The organism is Streptomyces himalayensis subsp. himalayensis (assembly GCF_013778455.1).
In the GTDB taxonomy this organism is placed as follows: Bacteria; Actinomycetota; Actinomycetes; order Streptomycetales; family Streptomycetaceae; genus Streptomyces; species Streptomyces himalayensis.
Genome location: NZ_JACEHE010000016.1, coordinates 206733 through 230098, shown reverse-complemented (window position 1 = coordinate 230098; position 23366 = coordinate 206733). Strand labels below are relative to the sequence as shown.

Below are 23366 nucleotides of genomic sequence, written 5' to 3'. Positions count from 1 at the left end.
ACGGAGTGTGCCGAGGTGTGCTGGGAGGCGTGGGCGGGCGGGTAGGCGTGCCCGCCGGAGTGGGGAGTCGCTTCCGGCATCGTCGGCCTCCTCTCGGGGAGTGGGGGGAGCGGCGGATTCCGTAGGGATCAGGGGTGTCCGTAGGGGTCAGGGCTGTCCGTAGGGATCAGGGGTCTCCGAAGGGATCAGGGGTGTCCGGCCGGCGCGACCGGCGCGGTCGGTGTCGGATGCGGATGAGCGGTCGGTGTCCGGGGCGGATGAGCGGTCAGGGCGACCAGCGGCATGTCCACGCGGACCTCCGTGCCCTTCGCGGCCTGGCCCCGCCCGATGCGGATGCGGGCGCCGACGGAGGCGGCTCGTTCGACCATGCCGACGAGGCCGAAGTGGCCCGCGCGTCTGAGGCCCTCGAGGGTCGTGCCGGGCGGCACGCCCCGGCCGTCGTCGTAGACGCTGATGCGCAGTTGGTCGCCCACGACGCCGGCGGAGACGTCCACGTAGGTCGGCTGGGCGTGGCGGTGGGCGTTCTCCATGGCCTCTGAGGCGATCGTCAGGAGCTGGCGGGCCACTGCCCCCGGGACCGGGGGGACGGGGGTGTCGCCGAGTTGGCGGTAGGTGGCGCGCAGGCCGGTGCGCGTGCCGAGGTCGGCCGTACGGGCGGCGAGTTCGCCGATCACGTCGACTCCGCCGTCGAGGCCCGACTCGCGGCGCAGGTCCGAGAGGAGTTCGCGGGACTCGGAGGCGGCGCGGCGGGCGGAGCGGGCGACGAGTTCGGCCTGGTGTTTGACGGTGAGCGGGTCCATGCGGTCGGCCGAGGAGGCGAGGCCGTCGGCGGCAAGGGCGAGCCCGTGCAGGGTCTTGGCGACCGAGTCGTGCATCTCCCGGGCCATGCGCGAGCGTTCGCCCTCCACCGCCTCGTTCACCGCGAGCCGCGCCTGGACCGCGGTCAGGGCCTGCGTTGCGGCTCCGAAGCGGAGCATCAGGCCGCGCAGGGTCACGCCGACGGCGCCGATGAGCACACAGAAGCCGGGCATCAGCGCCGATTCGGCGATGCTCGCCTCGACGTTCGAACTCCGGTGGACGACGAGGAGGATGAGGGACTGCAGGCAGGCGAAGAAGGCCGCGCCCCGCCAGCCGTACACCAGGCCGGCGAGCATCGGCGTGCAGACGCTGACGTAGGCCAGAGTGCTGTCGGGACCTGCGGCGACGAGGAGCAGGGAGCCGAAGAGGGTGTCCACGGCCAGCAGGCCGGGGTGTTTCAGCAGGAGCGGGCCGAAGCGTTCCCAGTCGCGGAAGAGGGCGTACGAGACCATGAAGGTGACCAGGACGGAGGCGCCGACCAGCTGGGCGGCGAGGCCCGGTGCCGCGTTGAGCAGGGCGAGCGGTGACGCGAGGGCGATCATCGCGAGCCTGAAGCCGAAGACCTGACGGCACATCGCCTGCAGGGCGCTGACCTGGATGTTGAGGGTCGAGGTGGGTCCTGCGCCGCTCGCCGCGCCGGCCCGCACGAGGCTCTGTGCGCCCGCCCGCGGGGAGAGCTGCTCGGCCAGATGCGGAGGCAGGAAGGTGCCTGCCGGTGGAGTGGTGATGTCCGTGGCGGCGCCGGTCGTCGCGGCTCTCGCCCTCAGCTGGGGCATCCGTATGGCCATGGCTGCCTCACTTGCCCGAGATGGTGCCGAAGTCGGTGCCGGAGCCGAGGAGGAGACCCGCGCCCAGGAGGAGCATCGTGGCCGGGACCATGAACGTCGTGATCATCATGGTGGCCTTGGGGACCGCGCGGGCGGCCTTGCGGCGGGCGTTCTGGGCGTCCGTACGGCGCATGTCGTTGGCGAGGGCGACGAGCGTGTCGACGATGGGGGCGCCGAGTTCCTCGCCCTGCTGGAGGGCGGTGACGAACATGGCGACCTGCTCGGAGTCGTTGCGTTTGCGCAGCTCGGCGAAGGCCTGGCGGCGGCTCATGCCCATGTCCATCTGGCGCAGGGTGATGCGCAGTTCGTCGGACCAGGGGCCCTCGTAGTGGCTGGAGACGCGGTCCAGGGCCTGGCGGAAGCCGAGTCCTGCGCTGACGACGACGGCGAGGACGTCGAGGAAGTCCGGCAGCGTCCGCTCGATCTGGTCCTTGCGGATGCGGACGGCGGACCAGATGCCGACCTCCGTCCAGAACACTCCGAAGGCGAACAGCATGAGGGCGACCAGCACATTGCCCTCCATGAGCATGATCAGGCCGCCGAAGCCGCCGAGCGCGCCGTACACCGCGCGCCGGGCCGCGTACCGGTCGATGGTCAGACCGCCGGGATTGCCCGCGAGGTCGATCCTGCGGCGGACCTTGTTGACGCGCTTGGGGCCCATCCACCGCAGGACGGCGGGGGCGTAGCGCATGCCGAGCCGGTCGACAGCCGAGTCCACGGCGCCGGTGCGGGTCGAGCCGACCTCCAGGGCGAGGGCCAGGTCGCCCGGCAGTTTGGCGTCGGCGCGGTACATGCGGATGCCGTGGAAGGCGCCGTAGACGCCGGCGCCGGCCACGAGGGCGAGAAGGATCTCCATCGTGCTGCTCCTTAGTCCCTGCTCCTGGGTTCCTGCTCCTGAGTCCCTGCTGCTGAGTCCCTGCTCCTGAGTCCCTGCTCCTGAGTCCCGGCCGGAGGTCTATACGTCGATCCGGGACATGCGCCGGATGAGGATGAAGCCGACCGCGTAGAGCCCGAAGGCGACGATCACGCAGATCTGGCCGACGGTGGAGCCGGTCATACGGTCCAACGCTCCGTCCTTGACGCTGTTCATGAGGAGCAGCGAGCCGACACCCATGACGGGGACCGCGTACGAGGTCGTGCTTACCTGCGACAGCTGGGTGCGGACCTCGCGGCGGGTCTCCTTGCGCTCCTCCAGCGTCTCGGTGAGGTTGCGCAGGGCCGCGACGACGGTGCCGCCCGCGCGGTTGGAGAGGATCAGGGTGGTCACCAGCACCACGAGTTCGCGGGAGGGCAGGCGTTCGGTGAGTTCGCCGAGGGCGTCGTCGATGGAGTGGCCGACGGCGAGCTGGTTGGCGACCTTGGCGAGCTCCTCGCCGGCCGGGGCCTCGAGTTCGTCGGCGGCCATGCTGAGGGCGGTGCGCAGCGCGAGGCCGGCCTGGGTGGCGTTGGCGAGGATCCGGGACAGCTCGGGCAGCTGGTTGATGAACTTCTCGATCCGCTTCTGCCGCTGCCAGTTGAGGAACTGCAGCGCGACGTAGATGCCGAGCAGACCGAAGAGCGGGCCGAAGAACGCGGCGAGCATCGCCTGGCCGGTGATCCACAGGGCCGCGATGGTGGCGACCATATAGACGAAGAACTCACCGGGGGTCAGGTCGAGGCCGGTCGCGGCCAGCTTCAGTTCGAGCTTCTTGCCGAACGTCGTACGGCGGATACGGCGGTCGACGCCCCGGAAGCGGCGCCGGCGGCCAACGGGGATCTGGCCGGTGGTCGACAGCCGGTCGACGAGCGCCTCGTGCTGGGCCCTGCCGGACGCGTAGGCGTGCAGCCCCAGGACGATCAGGACGCACGCGAGCAGCGTGACGCCCGTCGTCAGGAGTATCAGGTCGTCCATGTCCATGGGGGGTACCTATCTGGCCTCTCGGGTGGCGAGCTGGTCGGCGGACGCGGCGACTCCGAAGGCCTGCGGGATGGGCTGGCCGGCCATGTACAGGCGGTCCGCGACCCGGCGCGGGAGCGGGTGGTACGCGAAGTCGCCGTGGACCCGGCCGTCGGCCGCCATGGGCTGGGCGTGGAAACGGGCGACGGTGACGATGCGGTACGGGTCGCTGCCGTGGCTGTCGAGCACGCCGATCTCGGTGATCTTGCGGGTGCCGTCGGCGTGCCGGGTGAGCTGGACGATGACGTCCACGGCGCTGTTGATCTGATCGTGCAGCGCCACGAAGGGGATCTCCACCTCGGACATGGAGGCCAGCGTCTGCAGACGCATCAGCGCGTCCTCGGCACTGTTGGCGTGCACGGTGGCCAGCGAACCGTCGTGGCCTGTGGACATCGCCTGGAGCATGTCGAGCGACTCGCCGCCGCGGACCTCACCGACCACGATGCGGTCGGGGCGCATACGCAGCGAGTTGCGCACCAGGTCGCGGATGGTGATCCTGCCGCGGCCCTCGACGTTGGGCGGGCGCGACTCCAGGCGGATCACATGGGACTGCTGGAGCTGGAGCTCGGCGGAGTCCTCGATGGTGATGATGCGCTCGCCGTCGGGGATCAGCCCGGACAGCGCGTTGAGGAGCGTGGTCTTACCGGTGCCGGTGGCGCCCGACACGATGATGTTGAACTTGGCCTGGACGAGCCCGGAGAGCAGATAGAGCATCTGCTCGTCGAGCGAGCCGAGACCGATCATCTCGCGGAGCGAGAAGGACCGCGGGAATCGGCGGATCGTCAGGGTCGCGCCCGTGAGGGACAGCGGCGGGATGATGACGTTGACACGCTCACCGGACGGGAGCCGGGCGTCGACCATCGGATTCGACTCGTCCACGCGCCGGTTGACGGTCGAGACGATGCGTTCGATGGTCTGCATCAGCTGGTCGTGCGAGGCGAACCGCAGCGGCAGCTGCTCCACCTTGCCCGCCCGCTCGACGAAGATCGCGTCCGGGCCGTTGACCATGATCTCGGTGATGGATGCGTCCTCGAGGAGCGGTTCGAGGATGCCGAGCCCGAGCGCCTCGTCGACGACCCGGCGGATCAGCTGGGAGCGCTCGACGGTCGACAGGACCGGGCCCTCGCGGCTGATGATGTGGCCGAGCACGCGCTCCAGACGGGCCCGGCGCTCGGCGGCGGCGAGCGAGGACATCTCCGCGAGGTCGATCTCCTCGAGGAGCTTGGCGCGGTACGCGGCGACCAGGTGGCCGTCCTCGGACCGTGCGCCGCTCTCCTCGGGGTGGTTGATGCGTGCCCGCAGGCTCATGGATGCGTACTCCTCGGTTCGTCCTCGGTTGTCGCTCAGGCCATCGGCATGGGGTCGGGGTCAGTCGCTCGGCATGGGATCGGGGTCAGTCGCTCGGCATGGGATCGGGGTCAGTCGCTCGGCATGGGATCGGGGTCAGTCGCTCGGCATGGGGTCCGGGTCAGTCGCTCGGCATGATGGCGGTCTTGCGTGCCGGGTCGAAGTCCCAGCCGGGGACGATCGACGGGATGTCGACGACCGCCGTGACCGCGACCTCGCCGAAGGTGTCCGTCCGCTGGAATCCGGTGCCGTCGGCCACCCAGTCGCTGACCGCGTCCCTGCCGTCCTGCTGCCACCCCGGGTTGTCGAGCGACGCGCTGCGCGCGGCGGTACGGGCTGCCGTGCCGGCCTGCTGGGCCGTGTAGGCGATGAGGCCGAGCTGGACGGCGGCCATCGCGACGATGATCAGGATCGGGATGAAGCCGAGGTATTCCAGGGCTACCTGGCCGCGGTCGAACCTGCGGAACGATTGCCCACAACACACCACAGTGCCTCTCATGTCAGCCCGTCTCTTCCTCGATCGCGCCCGCCTTGCCCTCCACCTCGAACGGGAAAGCGATGGTGCCGGGGAACAGCACCGGGACCTGGAGGTCGACGTGTGCCGTGACGTAGCCGTTCGCCGTGTCGCATGTGACGTCGGCCTCGCCCACCCAGGCGTCCGGGAGCTTGTCCTTGCCCGCCTGTTCGCATGCGTTCTGCCGGTCGTAGGGGTGGGCGGCCGTCGCCGCCCGTACCGCCTCGTCGGCGGCGTTCCCGGCGAGCGTCCACGTGTAGCCCGTCAGGACGAACTGCCAGAGCAGCACCAGCGTCAGGATGATCAGCGGTGTCATGCCCAGGAACTCGATGGTGACCTGGCCGCGGTCCGCGCCCCGTCTGCGTCTGCTCTGGGCGGCCATGTCAGCCCTCCCCCTCCCCGCTTCCTCTGCCACGTCGGCGGCGGGTGCCGAACGCGCCGCGGTCGCTGCGGAACCTCGCGTTCCTCCCGCCCTTGTCCGCGCCCTGGGGAGTGCCGACCAGCCCCAGCTCACCGGCCAGTCCCCACAGCGCCTGTTTCACCACGCTCTTGCTGACCAGGTCCTGGATACGGCCCGCGTCGACCACCGCCTGCAGTTCCTTGAAATTGGCGGGTACGGCGATGCCGGCGACCCGCGTTCCGGTGATCTTCTGGATCAGCGGCGGCTGGATCTCGGTGTTGCGGCTGTGCCGGTTGACGAGGGTCACAGTCTCCTCGGCCTTGCGTATCTGCAGCCGGTCCCACATGCGCACCATCCGCTTGGCGGCGCGCACGGCCACCACGTCCGGCGTGGTGACCAGCAGCGCGGTGTCCGCCATCTCGACGGCCGCGGCGTTCGCGCCCGTCATCTGGGCGCCGCAGTCGACGACCACGACCTCGTAGCGCGACCGCATGGCGCTGACGATCTGGCGTACGGACCGGTCCGTGACCTCCTCGCCGCGCTCGCCCTCACCGGGCGCGAGCAACAGCGACACTCCGCTCTCGTGTGTGAACACGGCGTCGGCGAGCACCCGCGGCGAGATGTCCGTGATGCCGGCGAGGTCGACGACCGACCGGCGGAACTGCACGTCCAGGTACGACGCGACGTCCCCGGTCTGCAGGTCCAGGTCGACGAGCGCCGCCTTCCGGCCCGACGCCTGTGCGGCGAGCGCGAGCTGGATCGCGGTGAACGTCGTGCCGACGCCTCCCTTGGCCCCGGTGACGGTGACGACCGTGCCGCCCGGGCCGCTGAACACGTCCCCGCTGTTGCCGAGGTGGCGGCGGACGCCGACCGACCAGGCGGCGGCGGTCTGCACGCGGCTGGCCAGTTCCTCGTAGCTGAGCGGCAGTGCCACCAGACCGCGCGCGCCCGAGTCCATGGCGGCCGAGAACAGGCCGGGGCTCGCGTCCGCCGTGATGAGGACGACTCCGACGGCGGGGAAGCGCAGGGCGACTTCCCGGATCAGTTCCAGCGCCGGCACCGGACCGATCCGCTCGTGCACGAGCACGACCTCGGGCAGCTCGTCGATCGACTCGCCGGCCAGCCGGCCGAGTGTGTCGATCAGCTGGGTGGAGTCGGCGACCGGCATGGCCGGTTCGGCGTCCGGGAGCTGGCTGAGGAGGGTCGTGACGGACCGGGCGGCGTCGGCGTCACCGACCGCCGGGAGGATCCTCGTGGGCATGTGAACCTGAACCTCACTTGTCCTTGGCGAGTTCGTAGGTCCGCTCGCTGGGACGGATGGTGGTGTCGCCGCCCGGGGCCACCAGGGCGAGCCGGACGTGCTGCGCGAACGACTCCGCGTACGCGACGCGCTGGGCGTCCATCGTGCTGAGCGCGAAGGTGATCGGCACCGCCTGCGTGGCCTGGCGGGTCCTGTCCTCCTCGCTCGGTTCGAGAGCGGTCAGCCGGCCCACGTCGATGACCCTGGCGCCCGACACGATGATCCGTGACTCGGCGGCGTCGCCCTGCTGCTCGCCCGCGAACGTGGCGAACACGTTGACCGTGGCACCCGGGGTGATCTTGCCCGCGACGCCGGTCTCGGCGTCGATCATGATGGCGATCTCCTGCTGGCCCGGCTCCAGTTCGGGGCGCTTGACGATCATGTCGCTCTGCAGCAGGGAGCCCTTGCGCAGCTGCGTCACAGCGATCTTCCCGTTGATCTCGGACAGATCGGTCACGGCGTTCTGCGACAGCCAGCGCTTGGGCATCGAGACCTTCTCGAACTGGCCGCTGCGCAGGGTCGTGTAGGGCGCGATGTCGGACTTCAGTTGGTACGCGGTGACCTCGGGGCCGACTTTGGACTTCGCGTCGCTGATGACCGAGAGCACTCCGGCGAAGGCGCCGAAGGCGCAGAGGACCGACAGGAGCAGAAGTATCACTCCGCGGCGCTGGCGGGAATTCATGAGCCGTACAACCTCATTGGGGGACGATGGCTGAGCGGACGTGGGTGATGCAGTTGTGACGTGGCGAGTGTGGGATCGGTGCGTCACTCTTGGCGCGCGAGTGCCTCGTGGTTCAGGACATCCCTGGAGGGAGTTTGGTTCTCGGGGGCCGGCAGTGTCGCGGAACAGAACACGCACCGATCGCCGATGAGTTCGAGGGCGCACCAGTGGCAGCGGTCCCGGCGTACGGAGGTCACCAGCTGGTAGAGGATGGACAGGTCCGGCAGGTAGGTGGCGAACTCGATCAGCTTCGACGTGCCCCACCAGCGGGCGGACTCGGCGGGCAGTACGGCCTCGCGCACCCCCTGCACCTGCCAGGAGCGGGCGAGGGTGTCCTTGACCCAGTCGGACTCCAACTGCCCGCGGGCGACCAGCAGCCACGTACCGAACTCCGGCCCGGCGAGGGCTGCTCCGGGGCCGATCTTCACCAGCTGCGGTGCGGGGTTGGCGACCACGCCGAACTGGCTGCCGGGCACCCAGGACTTCGCGTGCGACTTCAGGCCGACCGGGACGCGGTCGAGCCTGGCGACGGAGTTGAGCAGCGCGCCCGCGTGGATGTAGTGGGTGAGCAGCCGGGCCGCGGAGGCGACCACTCCGGCAGTGAGGTCGCAGAGGGACAGCTGCCGCAGCTGCCGGACCAGGACGGCGAGTCCCAGCGGCGGGAGGTCCGACCTGAACAGGGCGATCCGGTCGGTCTCCAGGATGGATCGCACGGTGTGCAGCCGATGCTGCATCGGGGTGGGAGTCGCCGCGGAGTAGACCACGATCACATAGCCGTGCTGGTCGATCAGCGTCTGCATGTCCGCGAGCGCGTGTTCCAGAGGCTGGGCGTCAGGGGATTGGAGCGGGACCGCGGGCGGGGTTTGTTGATCTTCTGGTGGCAGCACCAGGTCAGGGCTGGTGACGGCGATAACGGTCGGCACGTCGTTCCCCCGTTTCACTCCGGCTGTCGCCAGACCCCGCAGCCGTGGGTCGTTGACAGCACTGCGCAGCTACCTCAGCACTTTATCCACGCCCAACACGCTTGGAACACAGTCCTTCTCTCTCTGTGAGGCGAACCATGGCGGGCGATTGTGCACCAACTTCCATCAGACATGGGCAAGTCAGACGAAGAAGGGACGGGTGACGGGGGTTGGCGGTCCGCCTCGTATGAGCTGCGCCGGGTGGCTGGGCGCATCGTGGCGCCCCGTGAAACATTCCGTGGGGTCCACCGCATCAATGGGGTGAGGGCGGTCCGAGACAACGCGGGGGACACAGCATGAGACAGGCTCGAGCGGACGACTACGCGGAGTTCGCCGCGGCGCGGGCCGGACATCTCTACCGGTCCGCCTGCCTGCTCACGGCCGGTGACACGCATCTCGCCGAGGATCTGGTCCAGGAGACGCTGGGCCGCCTGTACGTCAGCTGGAGACGGGTTTTCCGGGCCGACAACCCGGCCGGGTACGCCCAGACCGTCCTCACCCGTGTGTTCCTCACCCACCAGCGGCGCCGCAGCAGCACGGAACGCGCCACGGACGTCCTTCCCGACCTGCCCGATCCGCGTACCGCGGACGCCGACACGTCTCTGCGGCTGACCCTCCTCGAGGCGCTGGGCCGACTCCCCGCCAAGGACCGGGCCGTGGTGGTCCTGCGCTACTGGGAGGACCGGAGCATCGAGGAGACCGCCGAGGCGATGAACGCCAGCTCGGCCGCGGTGCGTACGCGCAGCGTCCGTGCCCTCGCCAGGCTGCGGGTGCTGCTGGGCGACGGCCTCAGCGAGTATGCGGCGCCCTGACTGCCCGCTGGGCGAGATGCCCGGCGATCCCCTTCCTGGACCGCACTTTCCTCTCATTCCCACGACCTTGCAGAGACGGTGGTTTGCCATGCCCGTTGAAGATCACAAGGAACACGACGACCACTTCGAAGACCGGCTCGGCGAAGCTCTCCGCCACGCCGGTGGCGGCTTCGAGACCGACCGGAGCACCCTCTCCACCGCAGGCGCGGCGCGCGGCCGCAGGCTCCTGCTACGGCGCAGGGCGGCCGTCGCGGGAGGCGTGGCCGCGGTCGCCCTCGTGGGAGTGGGCGGGACGCTGCTCGTGCCCTGGGGCGGCGACGAGGACGGACGGCAGTCCGTGGCCGCCGGCCGGGCGGCACCGCCCCGGCCCGCCGAGGACGACGGCGAGGTCTCCGCCGCCGACCTGGTCCGCACCCTCAAGAAGCTGCTCCCTGCGGGCAAGTTCAGCGAGGAGCAGGGCCGGGGCACCGGTGAGGGCGGGGACGAAGCGCCGCCGATGCCGTACGCCCAGGTCGTGTACGACGACGGCAAGGGCGGTGCGGCCGTCGGGGTCTCCCTGAACCGGATCCAGCCAGGGAGCGAGCAGGCCCGCGAGTGGACCGAATGCCCGGACAAGAGGCTGGTCTCGTACGACACCTGCACCGCGAGCACACTGCCCGACGGCTCGGGGCTCCTGCTCTTCCAGGGGTACGAGTACCCGGACCGCCGCGTGGACACGAAGCACTGGTACGCGTCGCTCGTCACCCCGCAGGGACACCACATCACCGTGAACGAGTGGAACGCCGAGGCCGAGAAGGACGCGCCGGTCACCAGGGAGGAACCGCCCTTGACCACCGCCCAGTTGAAGGACGTGGTCACCGCCGCGGCGTGGCGTACGGCCGTCGACGCCATCCCCGAGGACCCCCGGTACTCCATCACCCCGAAGCCGTCGAGCAGCACCAGCGCCCCTCCGGGCGCCGATGTCGCATCGGTTGGGACGACGCTCGCATCGCTGCTCCCCGAGAACATGAAGGTGACCGCGAAGGGCGGCCAGGAGCCCGACTACGCGTATGTCGTCGTGGACGACGGCAAGGGCGAGAGCATGGTCCAGATCAACGTGCAGTCGAACATGGGTGAGGCGCTGAGCGGCCATATGGCAGGGGCCGAGGAGCTGCCGGACGGCACGCTCTTGCTGACGCGGGAGGCACCGGACGAGAAGGGCCGGGCGGGTGTCGTCGTACGGACCGTCGACGTCCTGCGGACCAACGGCGACCGTGTGGTGATCATGGCCTCCAACGCCGCCGGCCTGCAGGGCGGGGCCACACGTGAGGCACCCGCCCTGACCATGGATCAGCTGAAGAGGATCGCCACCAGTGCGAAGTGGCAGGAGGGCCGCTAGAACCAGGCCCGTCAGAAGAACTCAGACCACGGCTGGTCCCAGATCTGCTTCACGCACAGCACGACGAACAGCAGGCCGGCGATGGTCAGCATCGCGTTGCTGAGGATGCCGTTGCGCCATTCGCGGGGGGTGCGGGAGGAGTTGAGGAGCCAGACCAGGGTGAGGGCGAGGAACGGCATGAAGGCCGCGCCCAGGACGCCGTAGAGGATCACCAGGCGGAACGGCTGGCCCTGGAAGAGCAGGATGATCGGCGGGAACGTCAGCCAGAGGAGGTAGGCGCGGAAGGGGAGGGACTTCTCGCGGCGGCCGGAGGCCACCTCCTCGCCGGTGACGGCGGCCTCCGTGCCCGGGATCGCCGATCCGGCCGCCCGCACCCGGTCCTTGCGGTACCGCTCCACGAAGTCCGCGAACATCAGGCTGACGCCGTGCCATACGCCGATCAGCGACGTGAACGACGTGGCGAAGAAGCCGACCAGGAACAGCTTGGCGGTCGCCGTGCCGTACTCGTCGTCCAGGATCGCGGTGAGGTCGATCAGGCCCTTGTCGCCGCTCGCGATGGCGGTGTGCGAGGCGTGCAGCAGTTCGGCACCGACGAAGAGCATGGCGATGACGAAGATGCCGGTGGTGATGTACGCGACGCGGTTGTCGAGGCGCATCACCTTCATCCAGCTCGTGTTCGTCCAGCCCTTGGCGTTGACCCAGTAGCCGTACGCGGCAAGCGTGATCGTGCCGCCGACGCCGCCGATGAGGCCGAGCGTGTTGAGCACCGAGTCCTTCTCGTCGGGGATCACGGGCAGCAGGCCGGCGAAGGCGTCGCCGAGATTCGGCGTGACGCGGATGGCCAGGTAGACGGTCACGACGAACATGACGCCGACGAGGACCGTCATGACCTTCTCGAAGACCTCGTACTTGTTGAACCAGACGAAGGCCAGGCCGACGAGACCGCAGATGATCGCCCACGGCTTGATCGACCAGTCCGCCGGGAACACGTCCGGGAACAGCGCCTGGAGCGGCAGCGCGCTCGACGACATCGCCGCCGCGCCGTACACGAAGCCCCAGATGACGACGTAGACGACGAAGAAGGCCGTCGTCCAGCGGCCCAGGCTGTGCCAGCCGTCGAAGAGGGTGCGGCCGGTCGACAGATGCCAGCGGCCTGCCGCCTCGGCGAGCGAGATCTTGACGAGGCAGCCGACGACGGCGGCCCAGAGCAGGGTGTAGCCGAAGTTGCTGCCCGCGACGAGCGTCGCGACGAGGTCACCGGCGCCGACACCTGTCGCGGCTACGACGATGCCCGGACCGATGTACTTCCAACTCGACTTGCGGGGCGGGGAGGTCGCGCCGTCGGCTCCGGCGCCTGCCCCGTTCTTGTTGTTCCTGTGTTCTTCCGGCCCTGTCCCTGTCGTGTCCGTCGTCTCCGCCATGCGGATCAAGAAAGCGTAAAGAACACGAACGCACAAGGGGGCGCGCAGTGAGCCCTTGAGGTGCCCTTGACCGGGTCATGCCATGACCCGGACTATGGGCGCCACACCCGCACCACGTACGTCGCAGAGCCACCCCCCGCTCCACACCTGCTCCCCACCGGGAGACACCAGGTGAATCCCCCGGAGAACCCGGAAATCCAGGAGAATTCATGCGACTTCGCTTACGCGGCAAGCGGTCCGCCATCCTCGCGGCCCTGCTCGCCGCGGCACTCGCCGCGCCGATCACCGCCGTCGCCTCACCCGACGGCGGAAGAACGGCGGCAGCCACCGCCGACGCCGTCCGCAAGGACGAGACCGTCCGCCAGTACGAGATCCATCTGCACTCCAACCGCGTGACCCGCACGACCCTCGCCAAGACGGGCGTCACGATCGACGAGTCCGACGGCCATGTGGTCGTGGTCTCCGCCGACGCCGCGGAGGCCGGGAAGCTCCGCGCGCTGGGTTACGAACTCGAGGCGCTGGGCGCGGTCCCGGACCGCAGCGGCGAAGCGGGCGTCGAACCGCTCGACTTCCCCTCGGCCGACTCCAAGTACCACAACTACGCCGAGATGACCGCGGAGATCGACCAGCGCATCGCCCAGTACCCGAACATCATGAGCAAGCGCGTCATCGGCAAGTCCTACCAGGGCCGCGACATCGTCGCGGTCAAGATCAGCGACAACGTGGCCACGGACGAGGCCGAGCCCGAGGTCCTCTTCACGCACCACCAGCACGCGCGCGAGCACCTCACCGTCGAGATGGCGCTGTATCTCCTCAAGGAGTTCGGCGAGGACTACGGCAGCGACTCGCGTATCACCAACGCCGTCAACGGCCGCGAGATCTGGATCCTCCCGGACCTCAACCCCGACGGCGGCGAGTACGACATCGCCACCGGCTCCTACCGCAGCTGGCGCAAGAACCGCCAGCCCAACAGCGGTTCGTCGTACGTCGGCACGGACCTCAACCGCAACTGGGCCTACCGGTGGGGCTGCTGCGGCGGCTCGTCCGGCTCCACGTCGTCCGACACCTACCGCGGCCCGTCGGCCGAGTCCGCGCCCGAGGTAAAGGTCGTCGCCGACTTCGTGCGCAGCCGCGTGGTCGGCGGCAAGCAGCAGATCACGGCGGGCATCGACTTCCACACCTACAGCGAGCTGGTGCTCTGGCCGTACGGCTACACGTACTCGGACACCGCCACCGGCATGACCCAGGACGACCGCGACGCGTTCGCGGCCGTCGGCGGGAAGATGGCCGCCAGCAACGGCTACACCGCCGAGCAGTCCAGCGACCTCTACATCACGGACGGCTCGATCGACGACTGGCTGTGGGGATCGCAGAAGATCTTCGGCTACACCTTCGAGATGTACCCGTCGTCCAGCTCCGGCGGCGGCTTCTACCCGCCCGACGAGGTCATCGACCGCGAGACGTCGCGCAACCGGGACGCGGTGCTGCAGCTGGTGGAGAACGCGGACTGCATGTACCGGTCGATCGGGAAGGCGGCGCAGTACTGCGCTGCCTGATCCGGCCGCGGGGCCACTCGCTACGGCGGGTGGCCCCGGTCGGCGGGGCATTCGGTACAGCGGGTGCCGCCGCACGGCCTCTCCCGTGAGGCCGTTCCGGCCTCACGGGAGAGGCCGGAACGGTCGGAGCGGCTGGCGGCCGAACCGGGGTGCCAGGCGGTCAGTCGTCCCTGTCGCCAGCGTTGACCTTGGTCTTGGCCTTGTCGCAGTTCTCGGCCTTGTCGCGCTTGTCGGCGCTCTGGGCGTCGGTCTCGGCGCTCTCGGCGTCGGTCTCGGCACTCTCGGCGTCCGTCTCGGCGCTCTCGGCGTCGGTCTCGGTGGCCGCCTCGTCCTCGGCGCCGTCCTCGAAGTAGGCGTCCAGAACCGCGTCGAGCTGGTCCGTCCACTCCTGGAGGCGGCTCTTGTCCTTGACCTCGATGTCGGCCGGGTACCAGCGGCGGTCCGGCGTATGGACCGTGACCGTGAACCAGCGCCCGAACCGGGACGTCTCGATCTCGACCGCGCCGATCTCGTCCCAGCGGAACTCGCACTCCTGGTCGTCCAGTCGGAGGCGTACGCCGCTGTGGTCCGCGGTGATCGAACCGCGGCGGTCGGCGGCCTCGAAGACCGGGCCGTCGCCGGAGTCGGCGTCGCCGGAGTCACCGGAGTCTGGGTCGCCGGCGACATCGGAGTCGCCGGAGCCGCTGGAGTCGCCGGAGTCATCGGCTTCGAGTGCGCCCGAAGAAGCCTCGCGACCACCGGCGTCACGCGCCTCCGCGATCTCCTCAACTTCCGGCGTCTCGGAGGCGTTCCCCTCGGCGGCGTTCCCCTCGGCGACGGCCTCCCTGGGCTCCGTCTCCGCCGCGGTGTCCGCCGATGACACCGTCTCTTCCGGATCGGCGGCGAGGCGGGGCGTCGTGATACCGGGGACGTACGCCGGGTCGGTCGCGGCGGCGTGCACGGGCTGAATGTTCGGACCTCTGCGCTGCTCCACGGCGGCAGTATGGACGACGACCCTGTGTCCGCGGCGCCCGACCCCCCGATTGCCCCGATTACCCCGACGGGAAGAGTCCCGGCTGTTCCGGTACGGCCGGAATCGCCGTACCGGAATCGCCGTACCGGAACTGCCGTACCGGAACTGCCGTACCGAAACAGCCGGTTGTCCGCCTACACGAACAGGCTCAGCACCGCCGCCACGACGAAGCCCGCCACGGACAGGACGGATTCCAGGACGGTCCAGGACTTCAGGGTGTCCCGCTCGGAGATCCCGAAGTACTTCGCCACGATCCAGAATCCGCCGTCGTTGACGTGCGAGGCGAAGATCGAGCCCGCCGAGATGGCCATGATCACCAGGGCGACGAAGGGCTGCGAGTGGTCGCCGGCCTCGATGAGGGGCCAGACGATGCCCGCCGTGGTGACGATCGCGACCGTGGCCGAACCCTGGGCGACTCGCAGGACCAGCGAGATCAGATAGGCCAGGACGATGACCGGCAGACCGATATCGCTGAAGGTGTCGGACAGCGCCTGGGCGACACCGCTGCCCTTGAGGACGGCACCGAAGATGCCGCCGGCGCCTACCACGAGCAGGATGTTGCCGACCGGCTTCAGCGACGAAGTCGACACCCGCTCAAGGGACTTGCGGGACCAGCCGCGGCGGATGCCCAGCAGGTAGTACGCCATGAACAGGGCGATGGTCAGCGCCACGAACGGGTTGCCGAAGAACTCGATGACCGAGCGGCCCGTCGACGGGTCGAAGGCGATCGAGGAGAAGGTGGCGGCCAGGATCAGGACCAGCGGGGTGCCGATGATCAGGAAGACGGTGCTCAGCGGGACCGGCTTCTCGGGCGCCTGGCGGCCCGCGGCCTCCTGCTCGGCGACGACTGCGGCCTTGGCCTCGTCGGCGGCCTCGACCATGTCCTGCGGTACGGGCACGAAGATGCGGTTGCCGATCCACGCGGAGTACGCCCAGGCGGCGAGCACGGCCGGGATGCCGCAGACGATGCCCATCAGGATGACCCAGCCGAGGTCCACCTTGAGCAGACCCGCGGCGGCGACCGGGCCGGGGTGCGGCGGCAGGAACGCGTGGGTCATCGACAGGCCCGCGAGCAGCGGCATGCAGTACAGCAGGATCGACTTGCCGGAGCGCTTGGCGGCGGCGTACACGATCGGCGCGAGGACGAAGATGCCGACGTCGAAGAAGACCGGGATACCGAAGATCAGGCCGGTGAGGCCCATGGCGAGCGGCGCGCGCTTCTCGCCGAAGAGGTTGAGCAGACGGGAGGAGAGGACCTCCGCACCGCCGCTGACCTCGAGGATCGCGCCGAGCATCGTGCCCAGGCCGATGATGATCGCCACATGGCCGAGGATGCCGCCCATGCCGGACTCGATGAGCGAGACGGCGTCGGACTTCTGGACGGTGCCGAAGAGTTCGGTGACCGAGAGACCTGCGGCGAGGCCGACGGCTATGGAGACGGCGAGCAGCGCGACGAACGGCTGCAGCCGCACCTTGATGATCAGGAAGAGCAGCAGCAGGATGCCGAGGGCCGCGACCGTGAGCAGGCCCGCGGTTCCGTCGACGAGGGCGAGGAGACCGCCGGTGTGGGGTGGCGTCTCTGCGGGGGCGGATGCCGCGAGTGGGGACGCGTTCGCGGCGAGCGGGGACAAGGACAGGGACATGGAGGGGGGCCTCGTAATTCCATGGGGCTTTCGGGCAGGGGGGATCGCGGCACGGCGCGCCAGGGGCGGGCGCCGTGCCGTGATGTACGGCGTGCGGGGAGTTGATGGGCGTCAGCAGCCTGTGGGTGAGCCGTCGAACGACGGGGACGGTGACGCGGTGAGCGATGTCAGCCGAGGACGGCCAGCGCGTCGATCTCGATGAGCAGGCCCTTGGGGAGGCCGACGTAGACGGTCGTACGGGCGGCCGGGGGCTGCTTGAGCCCCTGCTCGTCGAAGTAGGCGTTGTAGATCTCGTTCATCTCCGCGAAGTGGTCGACGTCGGTCAGGTAGACGCGCATCATCATCACGTCGTCCCAGGTGGCACCGCCCTCTTCGAGGATCGCCTTGACGTTGGCGAAGGTCTGCAGCGTCTGCTCGCGCAGGGTCGGGCCGGCGGGCGTGGGGGCCTCGCCCTCGACTGCCGGGAGGAAGCCGACCTGGCCCGCGACCTGGAGGATGTTGCCCTTCCTGACTCCATGCGAGAACTTGGCGGGCGGGGTGGTGTGGGTGGCCGGGGTGAGGGCGGTCTTCTCGGTCATGTCGCTCATTTCTTTCCGGGTCTTTCCGGGTCTTTGCGGGTCTTTGCGGGTTTTTCAGGGTTTTCCGGGGACGGGCCGTGCCGGGCCGTGCGAGGTGGGGGTGTCCCTCGCAGGGGCGCTGCCCGAGTACTCACGGGTGATGGCGTCGGCGGTGCGGCGCACCAGCGGGAGCAGCGTGAGGAGTTCCTCGGCGGTGACGACGACGTTCGGCGCGGAGACGGACATGGCCGCGACGACCCGCCCGTCCGCACCGCGGATGGGCGCGGCAATGCAGTTGATGGACTCCTCGTGGCCACCGAGGTCGGTGGCCCAGCCCTGTTCGCGTACGGTCGCCAGCTCCTTGAGGAAGGCGGCGGCGTTCGGGATCGAACGGGCCGTGTACATGGGGTAGTCGAGCTTCTCGGCGAGCGCGCGCCGCTCGGCCTCGGGGAGATCGGCGAGGATCAGCTTGGCGACGGCCGCGACCGTGATGGCGACCGGCTTGCCGATACGCGAGTACATGCGCACCGGGTAGCGGCTCTCGACCTTGTCGATGTAGAGGACCTCGTTCTCCTCGTACACGGCGAGATGCACGGTGTGCCCGCACTTCTCGTTGAGGTCGACGAGGTAGGGGTGGGCGATCTCCCGTATGTCGAGGTTCTCGACGGCCTCCTGCGCGAGGGCGAAGAGGCGGGCGCCCAGGCGATAGCGCTGGTCGGCCTGGCGGTGGACGAGGCCGTGCTCGTGCAGGGTGCGCAGGAGCCGCAGCGCGGTGGACTTGTGGACGCCGAGGCGGTCGGCGACCTGCCCCAGGTCGGCGGGTCCCTCGGCGAGCAGCGGCAGGATGCTCAGCGCGCGGTCGACGGTCTGGCTCATGGGGTGCGTACCTCCTCCTTGGCCTCCGTCTCGTGCGCGTCCTCGGTGACGGCGTCCGTCCAGCCGGGGCCCAGTCGAAGTGTCCCCCACGCGTTGTCGTCGAGGGCGGCCAGGCGGTCGGCGTGGCTCCGGGCCGGAGGGGTGCCGAGGTCGCCGGGGACGGTGAGGGCGGCGGCGGCCATGAGGTGGCCGTGCCGCAGGCGGTCGCGTACGGGGAGGCCGCGCAGCGTGGCCGACAGGAACCCGGCGGCGAAGGCGTCGCCGGCGCCGACGTGGGCCACGACGTCGATGTCCAGCGCACGTACGAAGGTGGCGGTGCCCGTGGCGTCCTCGTTCAGGCCGTCGACGTTCTTGTCGAGCACGGTCGCTCCGCCCTTACCCTGCTTGACGACCACGATCTCCGGCTCGGGCAGCGCCTCGCGGATGGCGCGTACGCCGTGCAGCCCCCACGCCTCCCGCGCCTCGTCGTCCCCCACGAACACGATGTCGGCTCCGCGCGCCAGCTCCAGCAGTACGCGCGGACCGTCGGCTTCGCGCCACAGCCCGGGCCGGTGGTTGACGTCGAAGGAGACGAGCGGGCGACCGGGACGGGACGCCGTCAGCTCCCGCATGAGGCCGAGGCACTCCTCGGACAGCGCGGCCGTGATCCCGGAGAGGTGCAGGATGCGACCCGCACGAAGGGCGTCCAGGTCCACGCTGTCGGCCGCCATCGCCGAGGCCGCCGATCCCGCCCGGTAGTACGCCACCTCGTGGGCGTCGGTGGCGCGGTCGCCGGCCGTGCGGAAGTAGATGCCGGTGGGGCGCTCCGGGTCACGCCGCACGGACGTGACGTCGACGCCGTACCCGCCGATCGTCTCGACCAGGTGGTCGCCGAACCCGTCGGCGCCGACCCGGCTGACCCACCGCGTGGAATGGCCGGCGGCCGCCAGTACGCACGCCACGTTCGACTCCGCGCCGCCGATGGCCCGGTCGAAGGACGGTACGTCGGCGAGGCGGCCCGGGCGGGAGGGCAGGAAGGTGACCATGGACTCGCCGAGCGTGACGACGTCCACGACATCGGGGACAGGGGAGAGTCCGTCGGTGGTCACGATGGTCGCGGCTCCTCGTGGTCTCGGGTCGCAGCGGCTGCATTGACCGGTGTTCGCTGGGGATGTTAGACAGCAGGAAACGTCATACGCAATGCGCGTTGCACAGCGTGCAACATACTCATCAGGGAGGCTCCATGAGTGCCGAAGCGCTCGCCCGCCTGGCCGCCGAACGCGTCGACCACCGTTTCAAGGGCCTCCCGCCGGACGCCGACGGCCTGACCGTCGGCGAGCTGGCCGCCCAGCGCCGCAACCTCTTCACCGACGGCTTCGCCACTCCGGTCCTCGCTCTCTCCGCCGAGCGCCTGGAGCACAACCTCAAGCTCATGGAGACGTACGCGACCCGCCACGGCCTCGCCTTCGCACCGCACGGCAAGACCTCCATGGCCCCCCAGCTCTTCCACCGCCAGATCGAGCACGGCGCGTGGGGCATCACGCTCGCGGTGCCGCACCAGGTGCGGGTGGCGCGGGCGTTCGGCATCCAGCGCGTCTTCCTGGCGAACGAGCTGGTGGACGCCGCGGCCCTGCGGTGGGTGGCGGCGGAGCTCGCCGGGGACGCGGAGTTCCGTTTCATCTGCTACGTCGACTCGGTACGCGGTGTCGAGCTCATGCACGCCGCACTGTCCCCGCTGCCGGCCGGCGGACGCCCGGTCGACGTGGTCGTCGAGCTGGGCGCGGGCGAGGGCGCGCGCACCGGGGCGCGGACGGAGGCCGACTGCATGGCTGTCGCGGACGCGGTGGCGGCCGCGGACACGCTGCGGCTGGTGGGCGTCGCGGGATACGAGGGCGAGGTCCCGGACGCTGACCCGGAACGGGTCCGCGCCTGGCTGCGCCGCCTGACGGCGCTCGCGGCGGACTTCGACAAGGCGGGCCGCTTCTCCGGGTCGGGGTCGGCGTCGTCCGGGTCGGCGTCGGCGACGTCCGGGTTGGGGTCCGGGGCCGGTCTCGACGAGATCGTCGTCAGCGCGGGCGGCAGCGCCTGGTTCGACGCGGTGGCGGACGTCTTCGCAGAGATCCCCGAACTCTCCCTGCCCGTCCTGAAGTTGCTGCGCTCGGGCGCCTACGTGTCGCACGACGACGGCCACTACAAGCATGTGACGCCGTTCAACCGGATCCCGGAGGAGGGCGCGCTGCACCCGGCGTTCCGGCTGTGGGCCCAGGTCGTCTCGCGGCCCACCGCGGACCAGGCATTCGTCAACGCGGGCAAGCGGGACGCCGCGTACGATCTGCACCTGCCGCAGGCACAGGTGGTCCGGGGCGCCCGCGACGGCGCCGAGCGCCAGGCGACCGGGATCGAGGTCACCGGCCTCTCGGACCAGCACGGCTGGCTGCGCACCTCCGCGGAGGCCGATCTGGAGGTCGGCGACTGGGTCGGCCTTGGCCTGTCGCACCCGTGCACATCGTTCGACAAGTGGCAGCTGATCCCGGTGGTGGAGGCGGATGGGACGGTGACGGAGTACGTGCGGACGTTCTTCTGACGGGGGCCGCGAAGCTACGCGCCGGAGGCGCGGGAGACCGGGCGGGCGGAGCCCGCGAATGCAGGGCGGGCGGGTGGGAGAAACCGCGCCGGAGGCGCGGAGAAAAGGCCCGGGCGAAGCCCGGAAAGGCACGCGCCGGAGGCGCGGGAGACAACCCGGGCGGAGCCCGGGGAAAGGGCAACCGATGGACCTGGTCATCCGTGGCGTACGCGTGCTCGACGGCACCGGCGACCCCTCGTACCGCGCCGACATCCGTATCGACGGCGGCCGGATCGCCGAGATCCGCCGCGAGTCGGACGGCGCTCCGCGCCTGGCCGCCGGCGGCGGCCACCGCACGCTGGAGGCGGACGCCCTGGCCCTCGCCCCCGGTTTCATCGATATGCACGCCCACAGCGATCTCGCCCTCCTCCGCGACCCGGACCACAGCGCGAAGGCCGCCCAGGGCGTGACCCTGGAGGTCATCGGCCAGGACGGCCTGTCGTACGCGCCCGTCGACGACCGCACCCTCGCCGAGGTCCGCACGGCCATCACCGGCTGGAACGGCGGCGGTCCCGGGGACGAGAGCATCGACTTCAGCTGGCGCTCGGTCGGCGAGTACCTGGACCGTCTGGACCACGGCTTCGACGGCGAGGGCATCGCCGTCAACGCGGCGTATCTGATTCCGCAGGGCACCGTCCGTATGCTCGCCGTCGGCTGGGACGACCGCGAGGCGACGCCCGCCGAGCTGGACCACATGCGGCGGCTGGTGGCCGAGGGCATGGAGCAGGGCGCCGTCGGCATGTCGTCCGGCCTCACCTACACGCCCGGCATGTACGCCAAGGACTCCGAACTCGCCGAGCTGTGCCGGGTGGTGGCCGCGCACGGCGGCTACTACTGCCCGCACCACCGCTCGTACGGCGCGGGCGCCCTGGAGGCGTACGCGGAGATGGTGGAGCTGACCCGCACCGCCGGCTGCCCCCTCCATCTCGCCCACGCCACCATGAACTTCGGCGTGAACAAGGGCCGCGCCCCTGAGCTCCTCACCCTCCTCGACGACGCGCTCGACGCCGGGGCGGACATCAGCCTGGACACGTATCCGTACACCCCCGGCTGTACGACTCTGGTGGCCATGCTGCCGAGTTGGGCGAGCGAGGGCGGTCCGGCGGCGATCCTGACCCGCCTCCGCGACGACGAGACCGCCGAGCGGATACGCCACCACATGGAGATCGTCGGCGCGGACGGCTGCCACGGCGTGCCGATCGAGTGGGACACGATCGAGATCTCGGGCGTCTCCCAGCCGGGGCTCGGCTCCCACGTCGGCAGGACGATCCAGCAGTCGGCCGACGCGCGCGGCGAGGAGCCCTGGGTCACCGCTCGCCGTCTACTCCTGGAGGACCGCCTCGGCTCGACGATCCTCCAGCACGTGGGGCACGAGGAGAACGTGCAGGCGATCATGCGCCACCGCGTGCACACCGGCGGCTCGGACGGGATCCTGCAGGGCGACAAGCCGCACCCGCGGGCGTACGGGACGTTCCCGCAGTATCTCGGCCGGTACGTTCGGGAGTTGGGCGTCCTCTCCCTCGAGGAGTGCGTCGCCCACCTCAGCGGACGTCCCGCGGCCCGCCTCCGCCTCGCCGACCGGGGGCTCGTACGCGAGGGCTACCGCGCCGACCTGGTGCTCTTCGACCCGGAGACGGTCGCGGCGGGATCGACGTTCGAGGCGCCGCGGGCCCTGCCGACGGGCATCCCGCACGTACTGATCGACGGCCGCTTCGTGATCGAGGACGGACGGCGCACCGGTGCCCTCGCGGGACGTGCGATCCGGGGCGCCGGCGCACGGTGACTCCGCCCCGGGTCCGCCCGGGGCGTACGAGCGCTGCTCAGCGCACCGCCTGCGGCCGCCCTGGACGTACGAGCGGTGCTCAGCCGACCCCGTGCGGGCGGAACTGGATGCTGATCCGCGGCCCCGTCGCACGCGCGCTCTTCGGCACCGCGTGTTCCCAGGTGCGCTGGCAGGAGCCGCCCATCACGATCAGATCGCCGTGGCCGAGCGACTGCCGCAGGTTCGCGCGGCCGCTCCGGCCCTCGCCGCCCTTGCCCCCGCTCCGGCCCTCGCTGCCCTTGCCTCCACTCCGGCCCTCGCCGCCCTCGCCCCCGCTCCCGGCAGCTCCGCCCGCCGGGTGGCGCGGGCGCAGCAGCAGATCACGCGGTGTGCCCACGGACAGGATGGCGACCATGGTGTCCTCGCGGGCGCCGCGGCCGATCCGGTCGCCGTGCCAGGCGACGCTGTCGCGGCCGTCGCGGTAGAGGCAGAGCCCCGCGGTGGCGAAGGGTTCGCCGAGTTCGGCGTCGTAGTGCGCGGACAGGGCGGCCCGTGCCTCGTCCAGGACGGGGTGCGGGAGGGGGTCGTCGGCGCCGTAGTAGGCGAGCAGTCGCGGCACGTCCACCACCTGCTCGTACATGTGGCGGCGCTCGGCGCGCCAGGGCACCACGTCGGCCAGGTGCTCGAAGAGCGCGTCCGAGCCGTGCAGCCACCCTGGCAGCACGTCGATCCATGCTCCGTCGCCCAGCACGATCCTGCGTACGCCCGTCAGCGGGCCGAGACGGATGTCGTCGGTCTGGTCGAACAGCGAACCCTGGAGTCCATGAAGGTGCGCGGGCATGGCTCCAGCGTACCCACCGTTACCGAACATGCGATCTATTA

Annotated in this window: 21 protein-coding genes; 5 read left to right on the top strand and 16 right to left on the bottom strand. The window is 70.4% G+C overall.

Annotated features, from left to right (window positions below; translation table 11 throughout):
- Positions 1–185: 185 nt before the first annotated feature.
- The 9 genes from H1D24_RS25650 to H1D24_RS25610 all read right to left on the bottom strand — a co-directional run bounded on the left by H1D24_RS25650 (position 186) and on the right by H1D24_RS25610 (position 8826).
- Entirely contained in the window at positions 186–1646 is a 1461-nt protein-coding gene (locus H1D24_RS25650) for a sensor histidine kinase (protein ID WP_181660030.1), read from the bottom strand.
- A gap of 7 nt (positions 1647–1653) precedes the next feature.
- On the bottom strand, positions 1654–2541 hold the full coding sequence (locus H1D24_RS25645; protein WP_181660029.1) for a DUF5936 domain-containing protein: 888 nt from the start codon (positions 2539–2541) through the stop codon (positions 1654–1656).
- A 99-nt stretch (positions 2542–2640) separates the two neighbouring features.
- Positions 2641–3582, bottom strand: a complete 942-nt coding sequence (locus H1D24_RS25640) for a type II secretion system F family protein (protein WP_181660028.1) — start codon at positions 3580–3582, stop codon at positions 2641–2643.
- A gap of 9 nt (positions 3583–3591) precedes the next feature.
- Positions 3592–4929: a TadA family conjugal transfer-associated ATPase gene (locus tag H1D24_RS25635; protein ID WP_181660027.1), complete on the bottom strand. Its 1338-nt coding sequence runs from the start codon at positions 4927–4929 to the stop codon at positions 3592–3594.
- 160 nt (positions 4930–5089) lie between these two features.
- Positions 5090–5467, bottom strand: a complete 378-nt coding sequence (locus tag H1D24_RS25630; protein ID WP_181660026.1) for a TadE/TadG family type IV pilus assembly protein — start codon at positions 5465–5467, stop codon at positions 5090–5092.
- Position 5468: 1 nt separating this feature from the next.
- Positions 5469–5864, bottom strand: coding sequence for a TadE/TadG family type IV pilus assembly protein (locus tag H1D24_RS25625; protein WP_181660025.1), 396 nt, complete (start codon positions 5862–5864; stop codon positions 5469–5471).
- Between the two features lies 1 nt (position 5865).
- On the bottom strand, positions 5866–7143 hold the full coding sequence (locus H1D24_RS25620; RefSeq protein ID WP_181660024.1) for a CpaE/TadZ family protein: 1278 nt from the start codon (positions 7141–7143) through the stop codon (positions 5866–5868).
- A 13-nt stretch (positions 7144–7156) separates the two neighbouring features.
- A complete protein-coding gene (gene cpaB, locus H1D24_RS25615) occupies positions 7157–7864 on the bottom strand; it encodes a Flp pilus assembly protein CpaB (protein WP_181660023.1) in 708 nt (235 codons plus the stop codon).
- 83 nt (positions 7865–7947) lie between these two features.
- Complete coding sequence (locus tag H1D24_RS25610; protein WP_181660022.1) at positions 7948–8826, bottom strand: hypothetical protein; 879 nt, start codon at positions 8824–8826, stop codon at positions 7948–7950.
- Between the two features lie 335 nt (positions 8827–9161).
- Between H1D24_RS25610 and H1D24_RS25605 the strand changes: the two genes are divergently transcribed.
- Positions 9162–9677, top strand: a complete 516-nt coding sequence (locus tag H1D24_RS25605; protein WP_181660021.1) for a SigE family RNA polymerase sigma factor — start codon at positions 9162–9164, stop codon at positions 9675–9677.
- Between the two features lie 88 nt (positions 9678–9765).
- On the top strand, positions 9766–11055 hold the full coding sequence (locus H1D24_RS25600) for a hypothetical protein (protein WP_181660020.1): 1290 nt from the start codon (positions 9766–9768) through the stop codon (positions 11053–11055).
- 11 nt (positions 11056–11066) lie between these two features.
- Here H1D24_RS25600 and H1D24_RS25595 read toward each other — a convergent pair whose 3' ends face one another.
- Entirely contained in the window at positions 11067–12476 is a 1410-nt protein-coding gene (locus H1D24_RS25595) for an Nramp family divalent metal transporter (protein ID WP_181660019.1), read from the bottom strand.
- Between the two features lie 209 nt (positions 12477–12685).
- On the opposite strand from H1D24_RS25595, the gene H1D24_RS25590 reads away from it, so the two are divergent.
- Positions 12686–14032: a M14 family metallopeptidase gene (locus H1D24_RS25590; RefSeq protein ID WP_181660018.1), complete on the top strand. Its 1347-nt coding sequence runs from the start codon at positions 12686–12688 to the stop codon at positions 14030–14032.
- A gap of 160 nt (positions 14033–14192) precedes the next feature.
- Here H1D24_RS25590 and H1D24_RS43650 read toward each other — a convergent pair whose 3' ends face one another.
- The 5 genes from H1D24_RS43650 to H1D24_RS25565 all read right to left on the bottom strand — a co-directional run bounded on the left by H1D24_RS43650 (position 14193) and on the right by H1D24_RS25565 (position 19208).
- On the bottom strand, positions 14193–15005 hold the full coding sequence (locus H1D24_RS43650; protein WP_181660017.1) for a hypothetical protein: 813 nt from the start codon (positions 15003–15005) through the stop codon (positions 14193–14195).
- 173 nt (positions 15006–15178) lie between these two features.
- Positions 15179–16687, bottom strand: coding sequence for a GntP family permease (locus H1D24_RS25580; protein WP_181660016.1), 1509 nt, complete (start codon positions 16685–16687; stop codon positions 15179–15181).
- Between the two features lie 167 nt (positions 16688–16854).
- Complete coding sequence (locus H1D24_RS25575) at positions 16855–17265, bottom strand: RidA family protein (RefSeq protein WP_181660015.1); 411 nt, start codon at positions 17263–17265, stop codon at positions 16855–16857.
- Between the two features lie 54 nt (positions 17266–17319).
- On the bottom strand, positions 17320–18120 hold the full coding sequence (locus H1D24_RS25570) for an IclR family transcriptional regulator (RefSeq protein WP_181660014.1): 801 nt from the start codon (positions 18118–18120) through the stop codon (positions 17320–17322).
- Complete coding sequence (locus tag H1D24_RS25565) at positions 18117–19208, bottom strand: sugar kinase (RefSeq protein WP_181660013.1); 1092 nt, start codon at positions 19206–19208, stop codon at positions 18117–18119. Before H1D24_RS25565 ends, H1D24_RS25570 begins: the two co-directional genes overlap by 4 nt.
- Before the next feature lie 134 nt (positions 19209–19342).
- On the opposite strand from H1D24_RS25565, the gene H1D24_RS25560 reads away from it, so the two are divergent.
- Both H1D24_RS25560 and H1D24_RS25555 read left to right on the top strand, forming a co-directional pair.
- Positions 19343–20683: an alanine racemase gene (locus H1D24_RS25560; protein WP_181660012.1), complete on the top strand. Its 1341-nt coding sequence runs from the start codon at positions 19343–19345 to the stop codon at positions 20681–20683.
- Between the two features lie 184 nt (positions 20684–20867).
- Positions 20868–22505: an N-acyl-D-amino-acid deacylase family protein gene (locus H1D24_RS25555; protein WP_181660011.1), complete on the top strand. Its 1638-nt coding sequence runs from the start codon at positions 20868–20870 to the stop codon at positions 22503–22505.
- Positions 22506–22584: 79 nt separating this feature from the next.
- Here H1D24_RS25555 and H1D24_RS25550 read toward each other — a convergent pair whose 3' ends face one another.
- Positions 22585–23325, bottom strand: coding sequence for an alpha-ketoglutarate-dependent dioxygenase AlkB (locus H1D24_RS25550; RefSeq protein ID WP_181660010.1), 741 nt, complete (start codon positions 23323–23325; stop codon positions 22585–22587).
- Between the last annotated feature and the right edge of the window lie 41 nt (positions 23326–23366).

What these genes read in the sequence shown, in the direction of transcription:
- H1D24_RS25600 (WP_181660020.1), top strand. Translation starts at nt 9,766, where the DNA reads ATGCCCGTTGAAGATCACAAGGAACACGACGACCACTTCGAAGACCGG.
- H1D24_RS25605 (WP_181660021.1), top strand. Translation starts at nt 9,162, where the DNA reads ATGAGACAGGCTCGAGCGGACGACTACGCGGAGTTCGCCGCGGCGCGG.
- H1D24_RS25635 (WP_181660027.1), bottom strand. Translation starts at nt 4,929, where the DNA reads ATGAGCCTGCGGGCACGCATCAACCACCCCGAGGAGAGCGGCGCACGG.
- H1D24_RS25555 (WP_181660011.1), top strand. Translation starts at nt 20,868, where the DNA reads ATGGACCTGGTCATCCGTGGCGTACGCGTGCTCGACGGCACCGGCGAC.
- H1D24_RS25550 (WP_181660010.1), bottom strand. Translation starts at nt 23,325, where the DNA reads ATGCCCGCGCACCTTCATGGACTCCAGGGTTCGCTGTTCGACCAGACC.
- H1D24_RS25595 (WP_181660019.1), bottom strand. Translation starts at nt 12,476, where the DNA reads ATGGCGGAGACGACGGACACGACAGGGACAGGGCCGGAAGAACACAGG.
- H1D24_RS25590 (WP_181660018.1), top strand. Translation starts at nt 12,686, where the DNA reads ATGCGACTTCGCTTACGCGGCAAGCGGTCCGCCATCCTCGCGGCCCTG.
- H1D24_RS25630 (WP_181660026.1), bottom strand. Translation starts at nt 5,467, where the DNA reads ATGAGAGGCACTGTGGTGTGTTGTGGGCAATCGTTCCGCAGGTTCGAC.
- H1D24_RS25570 (WP_181660014.1), bottom strand. Translation starts at nt 18,120, where the DNA reads ATGAGCCAGACCGTCGACCGCGCGCTGAGCATCCTGCCGCTGCTCGCC.
- H1D24_RS25640 (WP_181660028.1), bottom strand. Translation starts at nt 3,582, where the DNA reads ATGGACATGGACGACCTGATACTCCTGACGACGGGCGTCACGCTGCTC.
- H1D24_RS25645 (WP_181660029.1), bottom strand. Translation starts at nt 2,541, where the DNA reads ATGGAGATCCTTCTCGCCCTCGTGGCCGGCGCCGGCGTCTACGGCGCC.
- H1D24_RS25575 (WP_181660015.1), bottom strand. Translation starts at nt 17,265, where the DNA reads ATGACCGAGAAGACCGCCCTCACCCCGGCCACCCACACCACCCCGCCC.
- H1D24_RS25580 (WP_181660016.1), bottom strand. Translation starts at nt 16,687, where the DNA reads ATGTCCCTGTCCTTGTCCCCGCTCGCCGCGAACGCGTCCCCACTCGCG.
- cpaB (WP_181660023.1), bottom strand. Translation starts at nt 7,864, where the DNA reads ATGAATTCCCGCCAGCGCCGCGGAGTGATACTTCTGCTCCTGTCGGTC.
- H1D24_RS25625 (WP_181660025.1), bottom strand. Translation starts at nt 5,864, where the DNA reads ATGGCCGCCCAGAGCAGACGCAGACGGGGCGCGGACCGCGGCCAGGTC.
- H1D24_RS25560 (WP_181660012.1), top strand. Translation starts at nt 19,343, where the DNA reads ATGAGTGCCGAAGCGCTCGCCCGCCTGGCCGCCGAACGCGTCGACCAC.
- H1D24_RS25620 (WP_181660024.1), bottom strand. Translation starts at nt 7,143, where the DNA reads ATGCCCACGAGGATCCTCCCGGCGGTCGGTGACGCCGACGCCGCCCGG.
- H1D24_RS25650 (WP_181660030.1), bottom strand. Translation starts at nt 1,646, where the DNA reads ATGGCCATACGGATGCCCCAGCTGAGGGCGAGAGCCGCGACGACCGGC.